At 55.6% G+C, this 24,435-nt stretch carries 26 protein-coding genes; 12 read left to right on the forward strand and 14 right to left on the reverse strand.

Annotated elements, in window-relative coordinates; genetic code table 11:
• The first annotated feature begins 1 nt into the window (after window position 1).
• The 3 genes from ERD84_RS09905 to ERD84_RS09915 all read left to right on the forward strand — a co-directional run bounded on the left by ERD84_RS09905 (window position 2) and on the right by ERD84_RS09915 (window position 2,546).
• Entirely contained in the window at window positions 2–424 is a 423-nt protein-coding gene (locus ERD84_RS09905; RefSeq protein WP_130039448.1) for a MerR family transcriptional regulator, read from the forward strand.
• 152 nt (window positions 425–576) lie between these two features.
• Window positions 577–1,065 (forward strand): helix-turn-helix transcriptional regulator, encoded by a 489-nt coding sequence (locus ERD84_RS09910; protein ID WP_130039449.1) that lies wholly within the window; start codon window positions 577–579, stop codon window positions 1,063–1,065.
• A 95-nt stretch (window positions 1,066–1,160) separates the two neighbouring features.
• A complete protein-coding gene (locus tag ERD84_RS09915) occupies window positions 1,161–2,546 on the forward strand; it encodes an L-serine ammonia-lyase (RefSeq protein WP_130039450.1) in 1,386 nt (461 codons plus the stop codon).
• Here the strand turns inward: ERD84_RS09915 and ERD84_RS09920 are convergent.
• From ERD84_RS09920 to ERD84_RS09940, 5 genes are all read right to left on the reverse strand, one after another.
• Entirely contained in the window at window positions 2,543–3,652 is a 1,110-nt protein-coding gene (locus ERD84_RS09920; protein ID WP_130039451.1) for an anti-sigma factor, read from the reverse strand. The genes ERD84_RS09915 and ERD84_RS09920 overlap by 4 nt on opposite strands.
• The gene (locus tag ERD84_RS09925) at window positions 3,649–4,173 is read right to left on the reverse strand and encodes a sigma-70 family RNA polymerase sigma factor (RefSeq protein ID WP_130039452.1); all 525 of its coding nucleotides are present in this window, start codon (window positions 4,171–4,173) and stop codon (window positions 3,649–3,651) included. Before ERD84_RS09925 ends, ERD84_RS09920 begins: the two co-directional genes overlap by 4 nt.
• Before the next feature lie 98 nt (window positions 4,174–4,271).
• Window positions 4,272–5,252, reverse strand: coding sequence for a Bug family tripartite tricarboxylate transporter substrate binding protein (locus ERD84_RS09930; protein ID WP_130039453.1), 981 nt, complete (start codon window positions 5,250–5,252; stop codon window positions 4,272–4,274).
• A gap of 32 nt (window positions 5,253–5,284) precedes the next feature.
• On the reverse strand, window positions 5,285–5,659 hold the full coding sequence (locus ERD84_RS09935) for an AtuA-related protein (RefSeq protein ID WP_130039454.1): 375 nt from the start codon (window positions 5,657–5,659) through the stop codon (window positions 5,285–5,287).
• Window positions 5,656–7,011 (reverse strand): acyclic terpene utilization AtuA family protein, encoded by a 1,356-nt coding sequence (locus ERD84_RS09940; RefSeq protein WP_130039455.1) that lies wholly within the window; start codon window positions 7,009–7,011, stop codon window positions 5,656–5,658. The genes ERD84_RS09935 and ERD84_RS09940 overlap by 4 nt, the downstream gene beginning before the upstream one ends.
• A 95-nt stretch (window positions 7,012–7,106) precedes the next feature.
• Between ERD84_RS09940 and ERD84_RS09945 the strand changes: the two genes are divergently transcribed.
• From ERD84_RS09945 to sufT, 9 genes are all read left to right on the forward strand, one after another.
• The gene (locus tag ERD84_RS09945) at window positions 7,107–8,066 is read left to right on the forward strand and encodes a LysR family transcriptional regulator (RefSeq protein ID WP_130039456.1); all 960 of its coding nucleotides are present in this window, start codon (window positions 7,107–7,109) and stop codon (window positions 8,064–8,066) included.
• Window positions 8,063–9,853, forward strand: coding sequence for an ABCB family ABC transporter ATP-binding protein/permease (locus tag ERD84_RS09950; RefSeq protein WP_130039457.1), 1,791 nt, complete (start codon window positions 8,063–8,065; stop codon window positions 9,851–9,853). The genes ERD84_RS09945 and ERD84_RS09950 overlap by 4 nt, the downstream gene beginning before the upstream one ends.
• A gap of 78 nt (window positions 9,854–9,931) precedes the next feature.
• Entirely contained in the window at window positions 9,932–10,456 is a 525-nt protein-coding gene (locus ERD84_RS09955) for an SUF system Fe-S cluster assembly regulator (protein ID WP_218947942.1), read from the forward strand.
• A complete protein-coding gene (gene sufB, locus ERD84_RS09960; protein WP_130039458.1) occupies window positions 10,453–11,925 on the forward strand; it encodes a Fe-S cluster assembly protein SufB in 1,473 nt (490 codons plus the stop codon). The genes ERD84_RS09955 and sufB overlap by 4 nt, the downstream gene beginning before the upstream one ends.
• A 14-nt stretch (window positions 11,926–11,939) precedes the next feature.
• The gene (sufC, locus tag ERD84_RS09965) at window positions 11,940–12,710 is read left to right on the forward strand and encodes a Fe-S cluster assembly ATPase SufC (RefSeq protein ID WP_130039459.1); all 771 of its coding nucleotides are present in this window, start codon (window positions 11,940–11,942) and stop codon (window positions 12,708–12,710) included.
• The gene (sufD, locus tag ERD84_RS09970; protein WP_130039460.1) at window positions 12,707–14,014 is read left to right on the forward strand and encodes a Fe-S cluster assembly protein SufD; all 1,308 of its coding nucleotides are present in this window, start codon (window positions 12,707–12,709) and stop codon (window positions 14,012–14,014) included. The genes sufC and sufD overlap by 4 nt, the downstream gene beginning before the upstream one ends.
• Complete coding sequence (locus ERD84_RS09975) at window positions 14,011–15,264, forward strand: cysteine desulfurase (RefSeq protein WP_130039461.1); 1,254 nt, start codon at window positions 14,011–14,013, stop codon at window positions 15,262–15,264. Before sufD ends, ERD84_RS09975 begins: the two co-directional genes overlap by 4 nt.
• A gap of 2 nt (window positions 15,265–15,266) precedes the next feature.
• The gene (sufU, locus tag ERD84_RS09980; protein WP_130039462.1) at window positions 15,267–15,722 is read left to right on the forward strand and encodes a Fe-S cluster assembly sulfur transfer protein SufU; all 456 of its coding nucleotides are present in this window, start codon (window positions 15,267–15,269) and stop codon (window positions 15,720–15,722) included.
• 12 nt (window positions 15,723–15,734) lie between these two features.
• Window positions 15,735–16,289: a putative Fe-S cluster assembly protein SufT gene (gene sufT / locus ERD84_RS09985; protein WP_130039463.1), complete on the forward strand. Its 555-nt coding sequence runs from the start codon at window positions 15,735–15,737 to the stop codon at window positions 16,287–16,289.
• Here sufT and ERD84_RS09990 read toward each other — a convergent pair.
• The 9 genes from ERD84_RS09990 to pgaB all read right to left on the reverse strand — a co-directional run bounded on the left by ERD84_RS09990 (window position 16,252) and on the right by pgaB (window position 24,431).
• Entirely contained in the window at window positions 16,252–17,004 is a 753-nt protein-coding gene (locus ERD84_RS09990) for a response regulator transcription factor (RefSeq protein WP_130039464.1), read from the reverse strand. The genes sufT and ERD84_RS09990 overlap by 38 nt on opposite strands.
• Before the next feature lie 245 nt (window positions 17,005–17,249).
• Window positions 17,250–17,666: a hypothetical protein gene (locus ERD84_RS09995; protein WP_130039465.1), complete on the reverse strand. Its 417-nt coding sequence runs from the start codon at window positions 17,664–17,666 to the stop codon at window positions 17,250–17,252.
• 32 nt (window positions 17,667–17,698) lie between these two features.
• Window positions 17,699–18,424, reverse strand: a complete 726-nt coding sequence (locus ERD84_RS10000; RefSeq protein ID WP_130039466.1) for a hypothetical protein — start codon at window positions 18,422–18,424, stop codon at window positions 17,699–17,701.
• A gap of 78 nt (window positions 18,425–18,502) precedes the next feature.
• Complete coding sequence (locus ERD84_RS10005; RefSeq protein WP_130039467.1) at window positions 18,503–19,447, reverse strand: CsgG/HfaB family protein; 945 nt, start codon at window positions 19,445–19,447, stop codon at window positions 18,503–18,505.
• Entirely contained in the window at window positions 19,444–19,887 is a 444-nt protein-coding gene (locus tag ERD84_RS10010) for a curli assembly protein CsgF (RefSeq protein WP_130039468.1), read from the reverse strand. The genes ERD84_RS10005 and ERD84_RS10010 overlap by 4 nt, the downstream gene beginning before the upstream one ends.
• 23 nt (window positions 19,888–19,910) lie before the next feature.
• A complete protein-coding gene (locus tag ERD84_RS10015; protein WP_130039469.1) occupies window positions 19,911–20,384 on the reverse strand; it encodes a curli production assembly/transport protein CsgE in 474 nt (157 codons plus the stop codon).
• 224 nt (window positions 20,385–20,608) lie between these two features.
• On the reverse strand, window positions 20,609–21,082 hold the full coding sequence (pgaD, locus tag ERD84_RS10020) for a poly-beta-1,6-N-acetyl-D-glucosamine biosynthesis protein PgaD (protein ID WP_130039470.1): 474 nt from the start codon (window positions 21,080–21,082) through the stop codon (window positions 20,609–20,611).
• Window positions 21,079–22,407: a poly-beta-1,6-N-acetyl-D-glucosamine synthase gene (gene pgaC, locus ERD84_RS10025; RefSeq protein WP_130039471.1), complete on the reverse strand. Its 1,329-nt coding sequence runs from the start codon at window positions 22,405–22,407 to the stop codon at window positions 21,079–21,081. The genes pgaD and pgaC overlap by 4 nt, the downstream gene beginning before the upstream one ends.
• Window positions 22,404–24,431, reverse strand: coding sequence for a poly-beta-1,6-N-acetyl-D-glucosamine N-deacetylase PgaB (gene pgaB, locus ERD84_RS10030; RefSeq protein WP_130039472.1), 2,028 nt, complete (start codon window positions 24,429–24,431; stop codon window positions 22,404–22,406). Before pgaB ends, pgaC begins: the two co-directional genes overlap by 4 nt.
• Between the last annotated feature and the right edge of the window lie 4 nt (window positions 24,432–24,435).

A 24,435-nucleotide genomic window follows, 5' to 3' on the forward strand; every position in this document is an offset into this window, starting at 1 on the left:
TATGAGCACCAGCGAAACTCCTGTCACCTTGCCCCCCATTCCAGCCAAACGCTATTTCACGATAGGCGAGGTCAGTGACCTTTGCTGCGTCAAGCCGCATGTGCTGCGTTACTGGGAGCAGGAATTCACCCAGCTCAAACCTGTCAAGCGTCGTGGTAATCGCCGTTATTATCAGCACCACGAAGTACTGCTGATACGACGCATACGCGATCTGTTGTACGAGCAGGGTTTCACCATCAGCGGAGCGCGCAATCGGCTGGGTGACCTGCACGACGTTCCTCACGACCAGGACGCCGCGGTGCGTTTATCGGGCGCGGAGTTGCAGGCCCTGCGCAATGATTTGAATGCGCTCAAAGGCATGTTGGCCGAGGCTCTGGAAAGCACTCCTGCAAACGAGCACGGCGAATCTTTCCGCTTGTCCTGATATCCGTATTCCGGCTGTGGGGGGGTTGCCTCCGGCCATAAGAAAATATAAAACCCCAATGTCCGTCACGGCTGTATTGTGACCGGCATTGGGGTTTTAGTCGTATCGAAGGTCAACAATAGTTAAGATTGGACTAAAACTTTGGACAAAACATGAGGACAACCGTAACGTTGAGTCTGTCCATGTTTATGCCTAGGGCCAGCTGCCATCCGCTGCGCTTGTCCATCATGCCTTACGTCTCGCCGATCATCCATCCTGAAGAAAACAATGAGCAGCATATAGTGCTGGCCATCAAGCAGCATATAGCCAATGGCCCTGCCTCGCTCAGCCTGGATGATCTGTCGGAGGCCTTAGGTATTAGCAAAAAGCGGATTTCGAGTATTTTTCGCAAGCAACTAGGCGTCAGTGTGGCGCAATTTATGCGCGATGAGCGTATGCGCAGGGCACAGCGCCTGCTGGTGCAGACTTCTCTTGATATCCGCATGATTGCACAAGCACTGGGTTACTCGAGCAGCGCGAATTTTTCCAACGCTTTTCGCGATCATATCGGAATGTCACCCAGTGTTTTTCGTGAAACGGCGCCCATGACTTCCATTACGGCATTGCAGGGCTCCATGAAATGGAGCTCGACCGACCCCTGATTCAGTGCTTAAAAAAGCTCCGGCCGGGGCAGGCTGGCCGGAGTCTGTGATGCCCCCAGTGTAGAATCGGCGAAACAGCACGGGGGGGTTCCGCGATGACACTTTCGGTATTTGATATCTTCAAGGTTGGCATAGGTCCGTCAAGCTCGCATACGGTGGGCCCCATGCGTGCCGCCCGCAATTTTGCGCGCAATCTTCAGGCTCAAGGCCTGTTGGGCCGGGTCGAAAATATCAATGTTGCGTTGTACGGATCGCTGGCCGAAACAGGCCGTGGCCATGGCACCGATATGGGCATCATGCTGGGTCTTATGGGTGCCTCCCCCGATACTGTCGAGCCCTCTGATATTTCTCGTCTGATTGATGCAGTCAATACAAGCGGAAAGCTTGAGCTATGGGAGGCAAAAACCATTGCATTCAACCCCAATCGGGCTTTTTCCTATCGCATCAAACCCATGGCTGAGCATCCCAATGGCATGCGTTTCGAAGCGCTCGACAATAGCGGTGCAAGCGTCAGCACGGAACGCTATGTGTCCATAGGTGGTGGGTTCATACGTGCACTTGATGCTATCGAGACCGATGAAACCGTACCTCAGCATGATCCCGTTCCATATAGTTTTTCGACTGGCGCACAGTTACTTGATTTATGCGAGACAACGGGCCTGTCTGTCGCCCAGCTCATGATGGCGAATGAAACTGCACTGGCTCCGGAGCACGAAGTCCGTAAAGGCATCCTGCATATCGCCGAGGTGATGAATGCTTGTATAGACCGTGGTTGCGGCATCAGTAATGATCAGGCCGATCAGTTGCTGCCGGGCGGCCTGAAGGTTCGTCGTCGTGCACCTGTGCTGTATCGCGAATTGCAACGCGACATCAACAAGAACGACGCCCTGTATGCGATGGACTGGGTCAATTTGTTCGCCATGGCCGTCAACGAAGAGAACGCGGCCAGCGGGCGCGTCGTGACAGCACCCACCAATGGTGCGGCCGGATTGCTGCCAGCCGTACTGCGGTATTACCAAACGTTCATCCCGGAATGTGCAGAGCAAGGGGTGATTGATTTTCTGCTGACCGCTGCAGCAGTAGGCTTTTTGTATAAAGAGAATGCTTCGATTTCGGGGGCCGAGGTCGGCTGCCAGGGAGAGGTCGGTGTAGCGTGTTCCATGGCTGCGGCTGGACTGGCAGCCGTGCTGGGCGGTAGTCCCCGGCAGGTGGAAAACGCTGCTGAAATAGGCATGGAGCACAACCTGGGCCTGACTTGCGATCCCATAGGCGGTCTAGTGCAGATTCCCTGCATAGAGCGCAATGCCATGGGTGCCGTGAAAGCGATCAATGCAGCCAGGCTGGCGCTGCAGGGAGATGGCATCCATCATGTATCGCTTGATGCCGTCATCGAAACCATGCGTCAGACCGGCGCTGACATGCGCTCCAAGTATAAAGAAACCTCGCGTGGCGGCCTGGCCGTCAATGTGGTGGTTTGTTAGGTGCCTCCGGTAGACTCGGTGCCGGTTTTTTCGGGCTGGGCACCGAAGGTAACCATACGACCAATAAAGAGTACTGGGCCGCTGGGGCTGGCAGTGGGCGAGCCTCCTTTGGGCTCCAGCGTCATCTCAAAGATCTGATCGGCATTTATATTGCCCATCAGGGTGGCAGGCACCGTTACCGGTTGATTCGGGTCAATCAGGCCCAAAGAGCGGGGTGCCGGCATACTCTTGCTATGTGTCCATAGTTGTACCGAAGCGTCGGCAGGGATGTCACTGCGCACCTTGGGGCTCATCAAAACATTCCGATGTGGATCCACCGTCACGACCCAGGCGGGGGTGGAACTCTGTCCGGGTGCTTGCAGTATGGCCGCTTGTGTGGGCGCCACCTGGAGTATGGTGATGGGCGGAGGAAGAGGCTGAGAGGGAATCAGGGCCAGAGCCAACGATGCAGCGGCAAAGACCAGGGTTGCCAGCCGCCAGAACCATATGCTCCCGCGCTTTTCTTTTTTCTGTGTATTGATCCCTCGAGCTTCAGACTGTGGCTGGGGGCTGGCAGTATTCATGGCCGCGGCGGCGTCAGGGGCCTTGGCTTTTATTGGTGTTGGGATGCTTGCCTCAGGACGGCTGGGCTCGGGTCGAGCTGGGCTCCCGATTTCCTCAAGATATTCCCGGCTGATGGCGGGCTCGGTGCGTAGGCGCTGGCCTCTGGCAGGAGTAGCAGGAGCAGGTATGGGCGCCGGACTGGCGGGCGTCGTGACGGTGGTGATGGGTGCTGTGGCGATGGAGTCGGGCTGGATCGCGTCTGTCGTCGACAGGGCGTCAGGCTGCGTATCGTTGTCGGGCTTGCGATACAGGCTTGCTGGTGTGGGCGTCGTATCGTGACCCAGACTGTTTTGAATACGCTGGAGCAGCAACGGGGACGGATCAACTGGAGGAAGCAGGTCGGTCAACTCCAATAGGTGGTGTTCCCAGGCCAGGGCAGTGGTGACCGCTTGCTGGTCACTGCCCAGTAGTGCGTGTGCCTGACTGATTTCGCTGGTGCTTAAGAGCCCTAACGTATATTCGCCCAGCAGAATGTCGTGTTTGGTGCTGTTGCTGCCTGTCATGCTTGCCGCTGCTCCGTGAACTTGCTGAGTCCTTGCTGGACCCGTGCTTTGATGTTCGGGGTCGAAACCTTGAGCCGCTCGGATATTTGCTCGTAATGGCAGCCTTGGTAAAAAGCCATCAGGATGGCCTGACGCGGGGCGTCCTCAAGTGTTGCCAGAGTGTGGGTCAGGCTGCCAGCCTCGGCGGTGGTGGGCAAGGCTGGCAATGCTTCGGACCACACAGCCAGGCCGGGGCGGATACGCCCAGTCTGACGCAAGCGCGCCAGGGCGCGATAACGAAGAATACTGTGCATCCAGGCACGGGCGCTGCTGGTCTGTGGGTCAAAGCTTTCGGCGTTCTTCCAGATCAAGATAAAAGCGTCTCTGACCAGGTCTTCAGCACCGGCGCGCTCGCCAAGCATTTTCAGGCTTAACGCAAGCATATGTGGCGCTTCGTGAAGATAAAGATCCTGGAAGGCGTGTTGATCGCCTCGCGCGCAGGCAAGCAGTGCAGTGTCGTAGTCGAAAAGTGGAACAGCCATACAATCTCCGGTTCTCCCCTTGGGGTAGGCGTTATTGTATTAGCTGTTCCAGGGCGATCAGTATGTGAAGTGACAAGTCAGCAGTAACAGGAGTTAACTCAAGATGGTTGTATGCCTGCTTTTTTGATGATTTCACCCCATTTTTTTGTTTCGTCAGCTTGGAATTTGGCCAGCTCATCAGGGGTGGACGTGACCGGTTTTGTGCCTGTCTGGGAGTAGAACTGTTGCGCCGCCTTGCGGGTGGTGGCATTGACGATCAGGTCGTGCAGTTTAGAGACGACGTCTTTGGGTGTGTTGGCGGGCACATAGGCACCGAACCAGTAGCCCATTTTATAGCCTGGTACACCTGAGTCGGCTATAGGTGCGATATCTGGTGCCAGCGGTAAGGGTTTGTTGTCGGTCACCCCCAGTGCACGCAGCTTGCCTGCCTTGACTTGTGGCAAGCCCGTGGCCATGTCCGCCATCATCATGTCTATCTGGCCACCCAGCAAGTCGGTAATGACCAGAGGATTACTCTTGTATGGAACATGCAGCAGTTCTACATCAGCCATTTGCTGGAACAGTTCGCCGGCCACCCGGCTGCTCGAACTACCGCTGCCAAAGGTGAGTTTGCCAGGATTTTCTTTGGCCAGCTTGATGAAGTCCTTTACTGTTTTGGCTGGAGAGCTCGGATTCACCACCATGATTTGCCCGCCTGTGCCGAGCAGGGTGATCGGTTGAAAGTCTTTGACTGGATCGTAGCTTAGCTTTTTGTACAGATGAGGGTTGGCTGCCTGCGAGGTGTTGGTAGTGATCAGTACACGATAACCGTCAGGAGCTGCCCTGGCCACGTCGCTGGCGCCTATCATGGCGCTGGCTCCGGGCTTGTTCTCGATGACCACAGGTTGATCGATTTGTTCGGAGACACCCTGACCTATGGCCCGGGCAAATTGATCAGTTGCACTGCCAGCGCCGAAAGGCACTACGAAGGTAATGGGTTTGTCGGGATAGTCAGCGGCTTGGGCTGGCGCGGTCAGAGGTATGCCGAGCATGCCGACCAGACTGGCCAGTAGGGTTTTACGCAGGAATGCAGATTTCATGAGAGTCTCCTTTTAGTGGGTTTATTTGAAGCTTAGGTGGAAATGTCAGGCACGTCCTTTGCCAGTCTGCTCTCCAAGCTTATGGGAAAGTCGAGCAAGTGAAACGACAACGCCTTGCCGTGAGTATCCAGGTTCAGGGCGTCGTTGACGCCGCCGTCCAGAACATCGTGCAGTACGAAATTCAAGGCATGAATGGATTCAATGAGGTAACGCTGTACCCGGCTTGGCTTTCGGTAGGCAAACCAGTCCAGCAGCGCTGCTTCAGTCAGTTGCGCCTCAAGCAGCGGAAAGTATTCAGGCTTGTACGCAATGACGCTGATATTGGATATATTGCCTTTGTCGCCGCTGCGGCTGTGTGCCAGCCGATATAAGGGCAGGGTAGTCAATGGAGTGTCCGACGACTTCATGCTTCCTCCAGAAAGCGCCAGTTGGCTGGGGCCAGATCGCGCGGTATGTGGCTGGACACACTGTTCAAGCGCGGGCGCAATGATGTTCTGACGCCGCCCCCGCCGGCTGGTCCGCAGGTATACAGCGCAGTCACCTCGCGCAGCACGCCCTCTGCAATCTCCTTTTGGGCGTGTGTGCCGGCAATGCGCAAGCGTACATCGCGTGCGGCGCTCGGGCTATGTTGACGCAAGTATTCGCCGTGATCGTCTCCAAGAATACTGACTACGCCGATCAGGTCGGCACGCAGTTGCATACGCTGACCCAAGCGTTTTATGACGACGTCGGCAGCTTGACGGGCCCTGGCTTCTGCCTGTACGCCAGCGTATGAAATTTCAGCTTCGGCCAGCCACCCACCATGGTGACAGATGTTGACTTTCAAGGTGTCGGGCCGTTGATGGCCGGTGATGCCGCCAACACGGACGATGTCAGGAGCTGTTTGCTCAACTTTGACCTGGCTGATGTCGGCAGTGACGTCCGGTGTCAGATAAGCTGCTGGATCGTGCACTTCGTATAGCAGTTGTTCTTTGACGGTTTGTTCGCTGACGATGCCTCCGGTGGCAGAGGCCTTGGTGATAGTCATGGCCCCCGAGGCTTCGATCTCGGCGATGGGAAACCCCAGATTGTCCATGCCGGGTACCTCTTTGAGGCCTGGGACGGAAAAGTAGCCGCCTGTGACTTGTGTGCCGCATTCGAGCAGGTGTCCCGCCATGGTGGCGCAGCCCAGCTTGTGCCAGTCGTTGGGGGCCCATCCAAAGTGGGCCAGGGCGGGGCCCAGGACCAGGGACGGATCGGCGACTCTGCCGGCGACAACGATGTCTGCACCGGCAAGCAAGGCCTGGGCGATTTCATGGGCACCCTGGTAGGCGTTGGCGCTGACGATATCCATGCGATCGAAATGACTGGGGCCGAGCTGTTCCCTTAAGTAATCCAATTGATCGGTTCGGACAAGTTGATCGCCGGACAGCACGGCAATGCGGGGTGCGCGCAGGCCCAGTTCCTGGGCCAGCGTCTTGATCCGGCGTGCCGCTGCCAGAGGATTGGCTGCCCCGAAGTTACTGACGATACGAATATGATGATGAAGACAGATTCCCAGGACCGGTTTGAGCAGATCGACCAGCAATGGCTCATAGCCGAGTTCGGGGTTGCGATTTTTGGCCAACTGCGCCAAAGCCAATGTGCGTTCGGCCAGGGTCTCGAATATCAGTGCATGCCCGCTGTTTTCCACCAATGACTGGACGACAGGTAAGACACCATCGCTGCGGTCGCCTGAAAACCCGGTGGCACAACCAATCTTGAATGAATTTGTCTCCATGGCCGTGTATGTCCTTGATTAATTTGTGGTAACTATAAAATCACACTATTAATTAGTAAAATAGAAATATTCTATTCATTGATACTTATTTTCTTATGAATCTTTCCTCCCGGCAGTTGCGTGCCTTTGTGGCCCTGGCACAGGAAAGGCACTTCACCAGAGCCGCAGAGCGTTGTCACCAGACCCAGCCTGCCTTCAGTGCCCTGATCCGGTCTCTTGAAGACATCGCTGGTGTACGCCTGTTTGATCGCACCACACGGCGGGTGGAACTGACACCCGAAGGCCACTTGTTCAATGAGTCAGCCCAGCGTCTCTTGAACGATCTGGATGCCGTCATGGGCGATATCCAGGACCACGTCGCCAAACGCAAAGGCCGGGTAGCAGTGTCGGCCTTGCCTTCTTTGGCGGCAGGCTGGCTACCGGGTATTTATGCACAGTTTCACGCCCAGCATCCAGGGGTACAGCTGCAATTGCATGATGCTTTGCTGGAGCCTTGTCTGGATATGGTCAGGCGGGGTTCCGTCGACATGGCGGTGGCTGCCAAGGGCCGCGACATGAGTGGCCTGCTTGCAGAGCCTTTGTGCGAAGACTATTTTTATATGGTGTGCCGGGATGATCATCCACTGGCGCAGCGTAGCGCTGTACATTTGCGCGAGCTCAAAGGTAGCGCCATGATCCAGCTGGGCAAAGGCAGCAGCATACGCCAAAGCCTGGCTCGCAACGCCGTGTTTTGCGATCTCGACAGCTTTCTTGAGGTCGACCACCTGGCCACGGTCACCGGCCTGGTGAGCGCCGGCCTGGGAGTCAGTCTGGTGCCTGCCATGACACTGTTTCAGTTTCGACATGAACAGATCAAGGTCATTCCACTGGTGCCCCGCAGCCGAATCAAACGTTCTTTGTACCTGATACGTCGCAGCGAAAAAAGCCTGTCCAGTGCCGCACGTGCTTTTTACGATGTATTACTGGACCAGCGTTCAGACCTGGCCCGGCGCAACGAACAAGCGATGGCGCCCGGTACAATCTCAGCCCCTACTATTTTCAGTATCTCTTCATGAAACTTACTCATCGGGGTCCGGCTCCTCGCCGTCGCAACGATTTCCAGACGCTCAAGTCTTTGCTGCCCTACGTGTGGCAATTCAAATGGAGGGTGATCGCCGCCATAGCCTGCCTGGTTGCCGCCAAGGTGGCCAGCGTGACATTGCCGCTGTATCTGAAAGACATTGTCGACCAGTTGAGCGTGCCTGCTACGTTGCTGGTGTTGCCCGTCGCAGCCTTGCTGGGCTACGGCTTTGCGCGTCTGGCTAGCAGCGTATTCGGCGAATTGCGTGATGCCTTGTTTGCTCGGGTCACCCAAGGGTCGATAAGACGAATTGCAGCTCAACTGTTCAAGCATTTGTTTGCCTTGTCTCTGCGTTTTCACATGCAACGTCAGACGGGCGGGCTGAGCCGGGATATCGAGCGGGGTACCAAAGGTATCGGCTTCCTGCTTAATTTCATGGTGTTCAATATCTTGCCCACGCTGCTCGAAATAACCATGGTGGCGGGTATTTTGCTGTGGCGCTACGACTGGCCATTTGCGGTGGTTACGTTAGGGACGATAGCAGCCTATATTATGTTCACGCTGGTGGTGACTGAAAAGCGTATGGTGTACCGGCGCAGCATGAATGACCTGGACAGCAAGGCCAACAGCAAAGCCATTGATGCGTTGATCAACTACGAAACCGTCAAGTATTTTGGCAATGAGGGCTATGAGCTCGACCGTTATGACCGCAACCTGGGCAAATGGGTGGATTCAGCGGTCAAGAACCAGGTTTCCCTGAACTTTCTGAATATTGGACAGGGCGCCATCATCACGCTGGGAGTGACGCTGCTGTTGTGGCTATCGGCCGAAGGAGTGGTCAGTGGCGCCATGACTGTGGGCGATGTGGTGCTGGTGTCAGCCTACCTGACTCAGCTTTATGCGCCGCTTAATTTTCTGGGTTTTGTCTATCGGGAAATCAAACATGCTTTGGCGGATATGGAGCGTATGTTCGACCTGATGGAACAAGGCCAGGAGGTGGCTGACCAGCCCGATGCACGCAATCTCAAGACCAATCAGGCTTCCATAGAGTTTGAACATGTGGACTTTGGCTATGAGGATAAGCGCCAGATTCTGTTCGATGTAAGCCTCACTATACCTGCAGGCAAAACGTTGGCGGTAGTGGGTGCATCCGGCGCAGGCAAATCAACCTTGTCACGTTTGCTGTTCCGGTTTTATGACGTCACGGCAGGTGCCATCAAAATCAATGGCACAGACGTTCGCAACCTGACCCAGACCAGCCTGCGCCAGCACATAGGTATTGTTCCGCAAGACACTGTCCTGTTCAACGACAGCATTTTGTATAACATTGCCTATGGCAACCCTTTGGCCACGCAGGATGAAATCATCCAGGCGGCGCGGGCTGCCAGCATTCATGACTTTATTATGGGATTGCCTGATGGCTACCAGACGCAGGTGGGAGAGCGCGGCCTGAAGTTGTCGGGCGGCGAGAAGCAGCGTGTCGCCATTGCGCGCACCTTGCTGAAGAATCCGCCCATTCTGATTTTTGATGAAGCCACCAGTGCGCTGGACACACGTACCGAGCGATCCATACAAGATGAGCTGAATCAAATTGCCAAAGACCGGACGACGCTGATTATTGCGCACAGGTTGTCGACTATCGTCGAAGCCGATGAAATTCTCGTACTGGATCACGGAAAAGTACTGGAAAGGGGAGCGCACCGCGAGTTGCTGGAGCAGCGCGGACGCTATGCACAAATGTGGGCGCTGCAGCAGGCTGGACACAACGGCGAGCCGGATTGAACGGCTGTTGCAGGTGGGCTGCACGGGTGATTTATTGGCTTGTTTTGATTTGCCTATACAGTACCAAAGTAGTACTATATGGCTACAGTAGCAAGTCGGAGGCAGCAGGTGCTGCGCATCAGTAAAATCATCGATTACGGCACATTGGTGCTGACCCATATGGCAGCTAGCCCGGAACGCATGTTCAGTGCGTCAGACTTGGCCAGCACGCTGGGTTTGGGTCAACCCACCGTCAGCAAAATACTCAAACTGCTGGGCCAGCATGAGCTGGTCAACAGCAGCAGGGGTGCGCGTGGCGGCTATATGCTTAGCCGGCCAGCCAGCCAGATCAGTGTGGCCGACATTATAGACGCCCTTGAGGAGCAGCCATTTGGGTTGACCGAATGCACCTCTTTGCCTGGCGCCTGCAGTGTAGAGGCCGGCTGCCACATACGCAGCAACTGGCAGCGTATCAACGCTATTGTAAGGCATACGCTCGAAGAGGTCAGCGTGGCCGACATGATTCGTACCACACCCATTGAATTTCCCATGAATATGCATCCGGTTTCCAAATCAAGTGTCCGGACTCAAACACGTCCCACGACATGGAGTCAAACCAAATGAATTCCTTAACCGAACCTACAGTGAAATCCGCTGCCGATCCAATCGAGTCTTTTCTCGATCGGGAGTATTCGGCAGGCTTTGTCACTGAAATTGAATCGGTCACTATTCCAAAAGGTCTAAACGAAGACACAATCCGCCTGCTTTCATCAAAGAAAGGCGAGCCCGAATTCATGCTCGAATGGCGGCTGGCTGCTTATCGACATTGGTTGACCATGGATTTACCTGAGTGGGCCAAGGTCAGTTTCCCTGCCATTGATTTCCAGGACATCAGCTACTACTCTGCGCCCAAGAGCAAGAAAGACGCTCCCAAAAGCCTGGATGAGGTTGATCCCGAATTGTTGCGCACCTACGAAAAACTGGGTGTGCCTTTGCACGAGCGTGCGCGCCTCGCCGGCGTGGCAGTCGATGCGGTGTTTGATTCCGTGTCGGTGGCTACCACCTTTCGCAAGCAGCTGGCAGAAGTAGGTGTTATCTTCTGTTCGTTCTCGGAGGCGGTCAAAGAGTATCCGGATTTGGTACGCAAGTATCTGGGCAGCGTGGTGCCCCCGGGCGATAACTTTTACGCTGCACTGAACTCGGCTGTGTTCTCGGACGGTTCATTTGTGTTCATTCCCAAGGGCGTGCGTTGCCCCATGGAGCTGTCCACGTATTTTCGCATCAATGCCCAGGACACCGGGCAATTCGAACGGACCTTGATCATTGCCGAAGAAGGTGCCTCGGTGAGCTACCTCGAAGGGTGTACGGCGCCCATGCGCGACGAAAACCAACTGCACGCCGCTGTGGTTGAGTTGGTCGCGCTCGACGATGCCAAGATCAAGTACTCCACGGTACAGAACTGGTATCCGGGCGATAAAGACGGCAAGGGCGGTATTTATAACTTTGTCACCAAGCGGGGCGACTGCCGGGGTGCACGTTCGCGCATTTCCTGGACCCAGGTTGAAACCGGTTCGGCCATTACCTGGAAATATCCCAGCGTGATTCTGCGGGGCGATGACTCCACCGGCGAGTTTTACTCTGTGGCGCTCAGCAACCACCGTCAGCAAGCCGATACCGGCACCAAGATGATACATATTGGTCGCAATACGCGCAGCACGATTATTTCCAAGGGTATTTCGGCTGGCCATGGCAGCAATGCTTACCGGGGGCTGGTACGTATTACGCCCAAGGCCGAGAATGCACGCAACTACACGCAGTGCGACTCTTTGCTGATAGGCAGCAAGTGCGCGGCGCATACCTTCCCGACCATGGAAGTACAGAATCCGTCGGCCAGCGTCGAACACGAAGCCACGGCGTCGCGTATCGGCGAAGACCAATTGTTTTATGCGATGCAGCGCGGCTTGTCCGCGGAAGACGCCGTTTCGATGATTGTGAACGGGTTCTGCAAGGAAGTTTTCAAGGAATTGCCCATGGAGTTTGCAGTCGAGGCACAGAATCTGCTCGGTGTAAGCCTGGAAGGCAGCGTAGGTTAATGGAGAAGTCAGTAATGCTCAGCATCAAGAATCTGCACGCCTCGGTTGAAGAAAAATCGATACTGCGTGGTTTGAATTTGGAAGTCAACGCCGGCGAAGTACACGCCATCATGGGGCCTAATGGCTCGGGTAAAAGTACCTTGTCGCAGGTATTGGCCGGCCGCGAAGACTATAAAATCGAAAGCGGAGAGGTCGACTGGATGGGGCAAGACCTGTTGTCCATGTCCATCGAAGAACGCGCACGCTCGGGCCTGTTCCTGGCGTTTCAATACCCCATCGAAATTCCGGGTGTGTCCAATGCGTATTTCCTGAAGGCAGCCGTTAATGCAACACGGCGGCATCAGGGCCTGCCAGAGCTGGACGCCATGGACTTCCTGAAAAAGGTCAAGGCTGAAATGAAAGCCGTGGGCATGCGCGAGGAATTTCTTTATCGTTCCGTCAATGAAGGCTTTTCAGGCGGCGAGAAAAAACGCAACGAAGTACTGCAAATGACGCTGCTTGAGCCCAAGCTGGCCATTCTGGACGAAACCGACTCCGGGCTGGATATTGATGCGCTCAAGGTGGTGGCTGATGGCGTCAACCGGCTGCGTTCACCAGAACGCGCCCTGATCGTCATTACGCACTACCAGCGCTTGCTCGACTACATTGTGCCCGACTTCGTACACGTACTGGCCGGTGGCCGCATTGTCCGTTCCGGTGGCCGCGAACTCGCGCTCGAACTGGAAGAGCGTGGTTACGGCTGGGTTACCGAAGAGGCCGCTGCAGGCAAAGGGGCTGCGGCATGAGTACTGTACAAACCTGGGTGGCCGATTTTACGGCCCGTGGGCAGGGTTTGACAGGCGCCAACATTCCCTGGCTGGCTGCCATGCGCAAGCGCGCCATCGACCGGTTTGCCAGCGAAGGCTGGCCTACGACCAAACAAGAGAACTGGCGTCATACATCGCTGGCCTCACTTGAGCAGCAGTCCTTTCTGCCGGCCGGACAGGCTTCGGTCGCCGATAAAGTCATGCAGGTTCGCGCGAGCGAACCCGGGCACTGGCTGGTGTTTACAGACGGCCGGTTTGATCCAGCGCTGTCTGATATCGGCGACTTGCCCAGTGGCGCACAAGTGCAGGCGTTGTCTGTGGCATTGGAGCACTCGCCCGATGCCTTGCAGGATTTACTGGGCGATGAAACCCAGGGTGCCAGTACGGCGGCGCTGAATCTTGCCTTGGCCAGCGACGGTGCTGTCATACGCCTTGCCCGTGGTGTCGAGTTGGAAAAACCGGTGCACCTGGTGTTCATTGCCGCCAGCGAGCAGGCGGCCAGCTTTCCGCGCAACCTCATTCAGGCCGAAGCAGGCTCGCGCGGTGTCGTTGTTGAGCACTACCTGGGGCAGGGCAGTGGCGCCAGTCTGACCAATACCGTCACGCGAGCCCAATTGGCTGCCGACGCCCATGTCACGCACTTGAAACTGCAGCACGAAGACGAGCAGGCCGTTCATCTGGGTGCTATCGATGTGGTGCAAGGCAAAGGCTCGGTATACAACTCGCACTCCATGTCGTTTGGTGCACGACTGGCGCGCCACGATATTGCTACCGACTTCACAGGTGATCATTGCGAAACGCTGTTTAACGGCTTGTATTACGTGAATGGCCGGCGCCATGTTGATCACCATACCCTGATCGGCCACTCCATGCCGCATTGCATCAGTCGCGAATACTACCGGGGCGTCCTGGCCGATACGGCAAGAGGTGTATTCAGTGGTCGTATTTTGGTGGCGCCCGGAGCCGACAAGACCGATGCGGTACAACGCTCCGACAGCCTGCTTTTGTCGCGCATGGCCAAGGCCGATGCCCGGCCCGAGCTTGAAATCTATGCCGACGACGTCAAATGTGCCCATGGCGCCACCGTGGGCCAGATCGACGAGGACAGCCTGTTTTACTTACGTACCCGTGGGCTCGATGAGTCCAGTGCGCGCAGTGTGCTGACCTACGCCTTTGCGGCGGAAGCAGTCGCACGTATCGAGCCCGAGGTGTTGCGCCGGCGTATTATCGGCGCCATACGCAGTCTGGCACCCAATGGCCTCGACCTTGGGGAGTTTGCATGAACTCGCCCACGCTTGCCGCGTCCCGACCATCCCAACTGAATCGCAAGGATGACTTCCCCATATTGTCGCGCCCAGTAAAAGGGCGTCGGCTGGTATATCTGGACAACGGCGCTACCACACAAAAGCCGCTATCGGTCATCCAGGCGGAAAGTCAGTATTACGAACAGTCCAATGCCAACATCCATCGTGGCGTCCATTGGCTTTCGCAGCACTCCACCGATTTGTACGAGCAGGGCAGAGAAAGCGTGCGTCGCTTGCTCAATGCAGCTCGCGCTGAGGAAATTGTCTTCACCCGTGGCACCACCGAAGCCATCAACCTGGTGGCTTACAGCTGGGGCTGGGCGAATCTCAAAGAGGGTGACGAAATCCTCGTTACCGGTATGGAGCATCACTCCAATATCGTGCCCTGGCAATTGCTGTGTGAACGTACGGGTGCACACCTGCGTGTCGTGCCGGTGACCGACAGCGGCGAACTCGACCTGGACGAATATCGGGCTTTGCTCAATACCCGCACTCGTCTGGTCGGTATTGTTCATGTGTCCAATGCCCTGGGAACTGTCAATCCGGTTACGGAGATGACCCGCCTGGCGCATGATGCCGGCGCATTGGTGCTGATCGACGGCGCCCAGGCAGTTGCCCACCAGGTGGTGGACGTGCAGGCCATAGGCTGCGACTTCTACGTTTTCTCGGGCCATAAACTATACGGACCGACAGGTATGGGTGCACTGTACGCCCGTTACGACGTGCTGAACGATATGCCGCCGTGGCAAGGTGGTGGCGATATGATCCATACCGTCAGCTTCGAGCGCAGTACCTACGCCGATGTGCCGCAACGGTTCGAGGCGGGTACGCCCAATATTGCAGGTGTGGTGGCCATGGACGCTGCCATCCGCTACGTTGAAGATGTCGGGCTCGATGTCATTGCCGCCTACGAACACGACCTGCTGCAAAGGGCAACTGAACAGTTGCTGGCCTTGCCGGGCATACGTTTGATAGGTACCGCCAATGACAAGGCTGGCATATTGTCTTTTGTGGTCGATGGCATACATCCTCACGATCTGGGTACCATTCTTGACACCGAAGGGGTGGCCATTCGCGCGGGCCATCACTGCGCCATGCCCCTAATGACTCGCTTCGGCATACCAGGTACGGCGCGCGCATCGTTGGCACTGTATAACACCGAAGATGATGTCGTCGCGTTGGCCGCTGCCTTGCGCAAGGCTCAGAAATTGTTTGGAACAGGGCAGTAAGAATGAGTGATCAGTACAGCGATCTACGCGAGCTTTATCAGGAAGTCATCTTTGACCACAACCGTCATCCGCGCAACTTTCATGCCATGGATGATGCGAGCCATCGCGCCGATGGGCACAATCCGCTGTGTGGTGATCAATTGACGGTCTATGCCCGCGTCAAAAATGATCTCGTCGAAGAAGTCAGCTTTGTCGGTCATGGCTGTGCCATTTCGACGGCGTCGGCTTCGCTGATGACTGAGGCAGTCAAAGGTAAGTCGATATCCGACGTCGAGGCCTTGTTCGAGGACATGCATGCGATGCTCACCGAAAAACACCCGGAAGCACGTGATTTTGGCAAACTCGAGGTCCTGTCAGGCGTACGGGAATTCCCGGCGCGGGTCAAGTGCGCCACACTAGCTTGGCATACGCTGCATAACGCGATTACCCAGGCGCGCGATACTGCGCGCACCGAATAGAAAGAGGTCTTTATGAGCTATACGCGTCAAGACGTTATTGTCAGCCGTGATTGTCCGGCCGTTACTGTTCCGTACGGCTCCCCGGTCACAATAGAAAAAGGTTGCGAGGCCACGATTACGCAGCAGTTGGGCGGAAGCTATACGGTCATGGTCGAAGGCAATCTCTACCGGGTCGAAGGGGTCGATGGTGATGCTTTGGGTTTGGAGCCCACAGAAGATGTCCGGCATGTGCATGACGGCCCGGTAACGGCACAGTCAGTCGAAGACGCGGCCTGGAGCCTGTTGGCCACATGCTACGACCCTGAAATTCCTGTCGATATCGTTAATTTGGGGCTAGTGTACAGCTGCAAGGTACTGCCTGTTGCCGACGAGCTTTATCGTATCGAAGTGCAAATGACCCTGACGGCGCCAGGTTGTGGCATGGGAACCTTCATAGCCGACGAGGCCCGCGGCAAATTATTGTCTATACATGGTGTAGATGAAGTCAAGGTCGACCTGGTTTGGGATCCGCCGTGGAGTCGCGAAATGATCAGCGAACCTGCTCGTCTGCAGATGGGTCTGTTGTAGACCAGCCCAGGGTTGTAGACCAGCCCAGGGTGGCTCCGCGAGCAAAGGCTTCATAAACAGCAGCATTGCGATTATGAACATCCAGACGCTGATACAAGGTCTCGGTGTGTGCTTTGGCGGTAGCCACTGATATATTCAGATAGCGCCCAACCGTTTTCATAGGATAGCCACGAGCCAGCAATACCAACACCTCGTATTGGCGGGGCGTTAGGCCCAGCATCTTGCTCTCTGGAGAGATGCTGCTGTTGGCTGCTTTGGTTCTTTGTAAAGACTCTGGCGGCCATTTCATGGGCTCGAAATGCGCCAGCAATGACTGCTGTGAGTCGCTTGGATAAGACCGTAGAGGAAAGCAGCTTCCACCGGCGAGCACCAGACGGGCTGATGCTTGTAACACTTCGGGACACGCGCTTTTGGCCACATAACCTGCTACTGAAGCGGGCAAGCCCTGTACTGTATGGGGCATATCACTGCTTTCGGAAAGCAAGAGCATGGCTTTGGGTGAATACAGGCGGTCAGTGGCGACGGTGAGCTTTTGTATCTCTTCGAAAGAGGGAATGGAAAGCAGTACCAGATCACAATTGGCGGCCGGAGGCTCTCGGGTAAAGACGGAGTAATCCTCGCCATTGATGTTGCATGAGGCACTTATATCAGCCAATATTTGTAATATTCCAAGCCGCAGTAAAGTATGCGGCTCGATGACAACTATGGTAGTCATGCTTTTTCTTCCCGAGTTTGACGTTCGCCGCATGTCGAGCGCTAGGGAAAGCTAAAACCGCTACAGATTGTCTGTTGTTACCAACATTTGAGGGTGACGCAGACAATTGAAGCCGCAGTCCTATCCAGCCATCTAGTATTCGCTCGTGGCGAAACATTTACTTATTTTTCAATACTATACGTGAAAATCATTTTTCTTCATGCTTTGATTGTGTAATCAAATGTATTTTATATATATTAATAAATCTATTTGTTACTTAAAGTAAGTTGTTTTTTTGTGTGCTGTGTAGTATCACGACACGGAAAGTGATAACTCAACTCATTTCCACCATGTCCTGACAAAACTAAATTAATATGGCAATCGTCTTCAGGATTGCGGTTTACCGAAACCCTGCCTAGGGCGGAGGGTATGCTGGCCTTGGTCCGGACCTCGCCAGTCTGGCTGATCAATGAACGGCCCGCGTGCCCCTCCATGACCACAAGCACTTTATAGTGCAGCATTGTGTCCTGTGAAGTTTGTACATACGGAACAACAATGCCGGGCGGAATTTGAGAAAACATTTCCAGCCATACTTGTATATTCGCATCTGCATTCATGACTTTCGCTTCCTTATTACTTGGCACAGGCATGCCTGGCTGGCCTGCGGATAGCTTATCGGCCATCCGCAGGTGTGCTGGCAGTGAGTATCTACGTATCAGCGCTGGTTCACGTAGGCATTGTTCCTATAGCCCACTTGGGTCACGTTGGCGACGTAGTCATTGCCTTTTTGCAGCACGACCGCATCGTTGCCGATACCACTTTGAGAGACATAGGCCTGCAAATTGGCACCATCTTGTTTAATGTAGCCGTCGTTATGGTGGCCTGATTGGCTCAACTGGGCGACCAGGCTTGCACCGCCACGACCATTCTGTATGATGCCGCCGTCATTGCCGAAACCCGCCTGGGTAATGGAGGCATTGACATTGTCGCCAGTCTGGGTAATCCATGCCGAGTTGCCCCAGCCCCAATTCTGGTTGATGCTGGCTTGCTGGTTGTTGCCGTCAGCCATATAACCCCAGCCCCAGCCGAAGGAATGCCAAGTACCACTTTGGTTGATTGTGGCATCGCCGCCGCTGGCTGCCTGATAGATGCTGGCCCCAGAGTTGTTGACGTTGTGCTGGTTGATCACGCTATCGTTGAAGCTGCCCAGGGACGTTGAAGTGGCTGTCGCGTTGCTGTTTTCTTCCTGCTCAATGAAGGCGTCGTTATAGTTGCCCCACGACGTAATGTTGGCAGTGGAGTTGCTATTGCTCCATTGCTCGATGACAGCGTCGTTGCCGGCTCCGTTCTGATCGACGTTAGCGGTATTGGCTGCCATTGCTGCAGAAGCCCCATAGGCCAGGGTGATACCCACGGCGATAAGAGTCAGTTTGATGCTCATGGTGTTTCTCCTCAAAATAAAGACCTGAATCCATAGACGCGTCCGGCGGTCTTCATACCGGCCGCCTTACTGCACGGTTCATTGGCCAGTGGATATGGGCTGTGCAGGGCTGGCCGTATTGGGTGCGGCCGCTGCTTCCTGCATCTCCACAGTATTGATTGCATAGGTGTTGCCTTCTTGCAGGTAAGTCTGGATGATGGGAGAGTTCCAATCGCTCTCATTTTTTAATGACCAACTCCTGTCCTTAAGGCCCTGAACTGTCAGATGGATGACGGCCGCTTCTATGGCTTCCTTCACGCACAGTTGGGTGGGTTCGTTGCTGGTGACCCCCGCTTCGATTTCCAGCAAGTCCTTGAAATTGACGAATTTGTACACGCTGGGCCTGACTTCATAAGAAAAGACCGTCTTGGTTGTGGAAACCGTGTGCAACACCCGGCCGGTCCGAATATCGACGCTGCGCAGGCCGATCGTGACCTGGTCCATGCGGTACTGCGTGGACAGGCCTACGCCCAGGAAGCGCGCGCCCAATCCGCCGGTGCGCAGATTAGTTTCATAAGCCAGCACCCCGCCGTCTATCAGGATGGAAGCGGGCATCAAGGCGGGAATGTGAATGGCGGGAGCATCGTCTGCCTGCGACCCGTCAAGCGCCCTCACGATACGGCGTTCAGTCAGGAGTTCCTGCAGGCTTTCACGCTCCACAGGGGTGAACCAGCCAGAGTCTTTGAGTGCTTTGACCAGCATGGATGCGGCGCCTTGTGTAACCGAAGTCGAGAATGAGCTGTCCGGCGCGGGCTTGTATTGTCCGGTCTGATCACGGAAGCCATAGACGGCGACAACGATTTTTCCTTTTGGATCGGGCAGCTTGAGCAAGTCGCGTGTAGAGGGTGTGGCGGGGGTCAGATGTGCTTGCGTGGCAACCCCGACAGGTTGCTGCGGGACGGCGCAAGCTGTCAGCATGACGGCTAGCGTGGTGACCAAGCATAAGTTCAAGCCACGCCTCTTGAGGCTGTGCGGCGCGTTCATTTTCCCACCTGAAAGGTCGTTTCGCCGCCCGTCAGCTTGTCTGTCGTGGTGATTGACAGATAGCCGTTACCCAGATCGACGATATTGATCAGAAAGCTGTCCGTCTCGAGGCTGCCCGGCACAAACTGGCCGTCGGCATTGACGATTTTGGAGCTGGCTGCCGAGGCTAGACGACTGATGATTGATCGTTCAAGTGTTTGATTGAACAGTTCCAGGGGAGATTGCTCTTCGATGCCCAGGTCGGCATTGTCCAGTGCCGGATCGGTGTGTTTGTTGGTGGCCAGCGCCGAGTTCAACAACACTGTGCCGTTCAGCGGATTGCCGCCAAAGGAGGGATTGAATGGATAGTAGACAAGTTCCGTTGCGTTGCTCGGGGCGGTCAAGGTGCAGGCGACTGCAATGGCGAGACAATGTAGAGGGAGGGTGGGTTTGGTGGTCATGATCGTTCCTTCTTCCTTTTTATTTACATTTCCTCTGGTCCCAGATCGGGGTTGTGGGTCAGGAGGCGTTCCACTTCGCTGTCAGCAATGTTCTGGTAGACCATTTCCACTGCCATGGCGCTGATCTCTTTGACGGCGGCGCGGGCAGGCGGCAGAAATGTATGGAACATGCGTTTTCGCCGGAATTGCACCCATATCTCGCTCCCAAAGCGAGCTGATGGGCGCTCGTGGATGGAAATCGAGAATGTGCTGCTGATGTCTTTCTCGCGCCAGTAGGTCGAGAAATATTGATAGAAATCATGGCCCAGCACGGTCACCGTTCGGTTTACGACGATGCCGCCCAGCGGATCATCAAAAACACTTTTGCCACCCGCATGCCGTTCAGCTTGCTCTATCTTGCTGGGTGGCAGCTTGCCCTTGACCTGGTCCTGGGCACTGACCGGGCTGCAAGATGCTGCAAGAGCGAAAAAACTGAGTAACACAGCAAAACGGCGCATTTCATCTACTCCAAGGCGGTAAGCTCATCGGTGGATGTTTTATAAAACTTGATTCTTTTTGCTAGTATTTGAAACCTTCTCTATAGCTTTATGATAAGGACAGCAGTGTTTTGAAACATGTGTCAGAAGGCTTAGGCCGGCATCCCCCGTATGGCGTAATGATGTCGGCTCGACCTACGCCAAAAGGAGGGATGACAGCCTTTTTCGATACCTGGCCGGCGCGCTCAGGCCACCCTGGCCGGGGCTTCATATACTTCGTTATTGCCGGCCGGACGCACACGCAGCTGATCAGTGTCCAGGTGGTCAATATCACCGTCACTCGAGTGGTAGATGATCGTCACCCTGCTGCCCTGGATTTCATGCAGTTGATGGCACGACAAATGAAAGTGGGAAGCTAGCACTGCATCATCTATGCCGTTTGGCAGCCGGTTTCGCCTGAGGGTCGTAAAGAAGTGCTTGCGATATTTGCCCCATAGCACAACCAGCACTGCGTTGGCGCAGGCCACGATGGCATAGATCAAGAGTGTTTCCAGGGTAGGCAGCAAGGGGTCTGTCACCGGCATGCCGGCGCCGAAGTGGCTATCCAATATCGATACCACACCTCGGGTAAATAGAAAGAAAAACCCAGTCCAGCCCAGGGCCGTCAGAATGGTGTCGATAGTCCATGCAGTGTGTGAGCGTTGTGTTGTGATGATCATGCCAACTCCTTGATGCCGCGGTCCGGACTCTCCCAGCGAGCACGCCGGCGCCGAATGCGCAGCATGACCTTGGGGAAGCTGAAAAGCGTGGTGACGAGGTTAATAAGCCAATAGGCGAAGGGGTACCAGATGATCCAGTACAGTGAACGAGCCAGATGGGGTTCATAGCGCCGGTCAATGAATACGCTGACCACAAACTGCAGCAGGCAGACCATGGCCAGCACCATGCCGGTGAAGGAAGGCGGCATCAGCACGGATACGGTGATACTGGGCGGTAATGCAACTGTGTGGCCCAGCAGCCAAAGGATGATGGATAGCGTAAAGGCAAAGGCCCATCCGGTCGACAGGACGAACTCGATCATCAACAGCCAAAGGCGGCGATGTTCCCAGGACCAGATGGTGGTCAGATTCTTCAGGAAAACCTCCGCACCGCCCTGTGCCCAGCGCAAGCGCTGCTTCCACAGTCCGCTCAGGGTTTCAGGCATCAGGATCCAGCATAGGGCGCGGGGTTCATAAAATACATTCCAGTGCGCCCGCTGGAGCTTCCAGGTGATGTCGATATCCTCGGTGATCATGTCCAGACTCCAGTAGTCCACCTCATCCAGTGCCTTGCGCCGGAATGCCGAACACACGCCCGACACGGTGAACAACTGTCCGTACACACGCTGCGTGCGCTTGATCAAGCCGATAATGGAAGAGAACTCGCCGACTTGTATACGGCCAATGAGCGTCGAGCGCGTGCGGATTCTCGGGTTGCCGGTTACTGCAGCGACCCGGGCGTTTTCCACTAGGGGCGCCACCAAATAGTTTGTGGCATCCGGCGCCAGCAACGCGTCGCCATCAATGCAGACCAGATATTCGCTACGGGCGGCCATTGCGCCCATGCGTAATGCCATGGCTTTACCCTGATTTTTGGCCAGGTGGATTACGCGTAAACGATCGTGTTCCGCCGCCAGCCTGTCAAACAAGGCTGTCGTGCCATCGGTGGAGCCATCGTTGATGGCGATCACTTCGATGTTCTGGTATTCCTGGCCGAGGGCCGCCAGTATGGTCTCTTCGCCATTGTCCGCCTCGTTGTAGCAAGGAATCAGGATGGAGATCAGCGGTAGGCCGGGTAATTGCGGTGGACGGTAAGGCCGCCAGTTCCACTTCCGTTCCCAATGCAGCCAGAAATACAGGCCGCCAGCCATCCATATTCCCGACATGAAAAGGGGATAAAAGAAGACGAAGTTCAGCAGTGCATTGCTCGTGAGCACCAGCGTGAGTCCGAACGGGGCGCCCAGCACAATGCTCAGGACGAGGAAGGCTATGAGTCGGTCTATCATCTGAACGGATACCAGGAATTGGAAATGGCCGGCCGTATGGTTTCCAACCGGGGCTGATCTTGGGTAAAGTCGTCGGGGTAATAGCCAAAGCTGCGGGCGCCGCGCAATTGCAGCCGTTTCAGCCAATGCGCCATCAGGGCCGAGTCCACATGACCCGAATCCTCGGCATGTGCGGAAGGTCGCCAATCCCGCCCCTGGATTTCAAAAACTGTTTTGTTTAAAGCTTGTGGCCGTGAGGCAACGCGATCGACAAGGCTGTCCAGCCATTGATCAGCCCCGTCCCGGGGCACGTTCTCCATCCAGGGCATGGCCATGGGTGCAGTCCAGTCGTAGGCGGACAGGAAGTCATCCAGATTTTGGGCAAACCATGCTTCACTGGCTGGGTTCAGAATGGGTTCGGCGAAGATGTTGCGGGCCGTTTTTATTTGTGGGCCGCGTATCGCCCGGACATGATCAGCCAGTATTTGCGTGAAGTCGACAAGGTAGCGACTTTTGAACCGCGTCCATGCATGCAAGGTGCCGGGATCAGCCCGCAGCGCCTGGATGCTTCCGGGCAGCCCAGCTGCCTGGTAAGCGGCCAGTGCCTGTGGGCTGGCATCCTCGAAGTCGGAAAGCATGGCATCGTCATGGAACAAAATGCCGTTGAAGAGAGCATGACGGGACAAGTCTTCGTAGATGTCGATGATCTGCTGTCTTGCGGCCGGGTCGAACGGAGACAGACGCTGATAGTCGTTGGGGTTGACACCGATTTTCCCGGTGTCGGGATCCCAGCGCGACACACGTGCAATATTCGGCTCAAGGTCGAAGCTCAGGACAGGCATCCATGCATATACATCCACGAATGCGCGGCTCTTGAGTTGCCATGCAGCACGGTTGAAGAGGTCGGCACGCATGGGCAGATGTCGATTGGGAAAATAGACGGAGCGCGCCAGGCCGTCGCCCAGCGGGTCGGCGAAAGCCTGCAGGAATACCGTTGTTATTTGCATGTCGGCGATGCGCTGTACCAGCTCGCCCAGGTTGCGCTCCATCTGCTCGGGATCCGGATCGTAGACGTAGTCCAGATCCACATGCGCCACACGCATGACGGTGTTGTTCTCCATCACCATGCTGGTGGAAGCAAAATTATCCAGTTGCGGATCGTTGGATACCAGAACGCGTGGAATATTGTTCAGCTCATGCACGTTTCCCAGCCCACTTTCCAGCATCATCGCCAGCTCGTACCCCTTGGCATTAACAATCTTCAGCGCTTCGCCGCTGGCGGCGCCGTAGGGCCACACCCAGACGCGGGGTTTTTTGCCGGTAGCACGGCGTATTTTTTCAGTGATGAGATCAATGTCACGACTGATGCGCTGCTTGTAGTGTTCATCGGTTTCGTACCGGCCTGTGGCAGCGTCATACTTGTGGGCAGCCGCAGCGGGCTCCAAATTTCCTTGCGGGTTGGCCAGAACGCCGTAATGCAGGTTATTGGTATGCGCGCCGATTTCCACCAGGCCTGAGCGAGCGATTTCGCTGACCTGCTTCCAGGTCAGGAAGCGTTCACGCTCGACTGGCTTGCCGCCGAAGTCGACGGGCTCATCATCGGGTGTATCCAGCCACGCACCGACCGGTGCAAGGACGGCCGGCCATTGATAGGCTTGAAGCAACGGAAAGACTCGCGTGTAGAAACTGCGGTAGCCGTCGTCGAAAGTAAGGAGCAGGGCCTTGTCGGGCAAAGGTTGGCCGCCACGGTTCGCTTCCAGTATTTGGTCTACTGTAATGGGCTGGTAGCCGTTTTCCCTGAGCCATGCGAACTGCTGTACCAGGTGTTCCGTGCTGACCGAGACAAAGGCCTGATCGGGGTCGCTGTCTTGGATATCGTGATAAGCCAGGGCAAGAAACTTGTTCTTGGGCCAGTCTTGCTGGGAATTGTGCATGGAGCGCTGGCCGGGTGGCACGAAGATCGGAATATCCTTGGCGCAACTGCTCAGCATGAGGATGGAGCAAATCATGCAGGCCAGGGAGCGGAAGAGGGCGGAAACAAGCATGGCG

The organism is Pollutimonas harenae, assembly GCF_004153685.1.
Taxonomy (GTDB): Bacteria; Pseudomonadota; Gammaproteobacteria; order Burkholderiales; family Burkholderiaceae_B; genus Pusillimonas_C; species Pusillimonas_C harenae.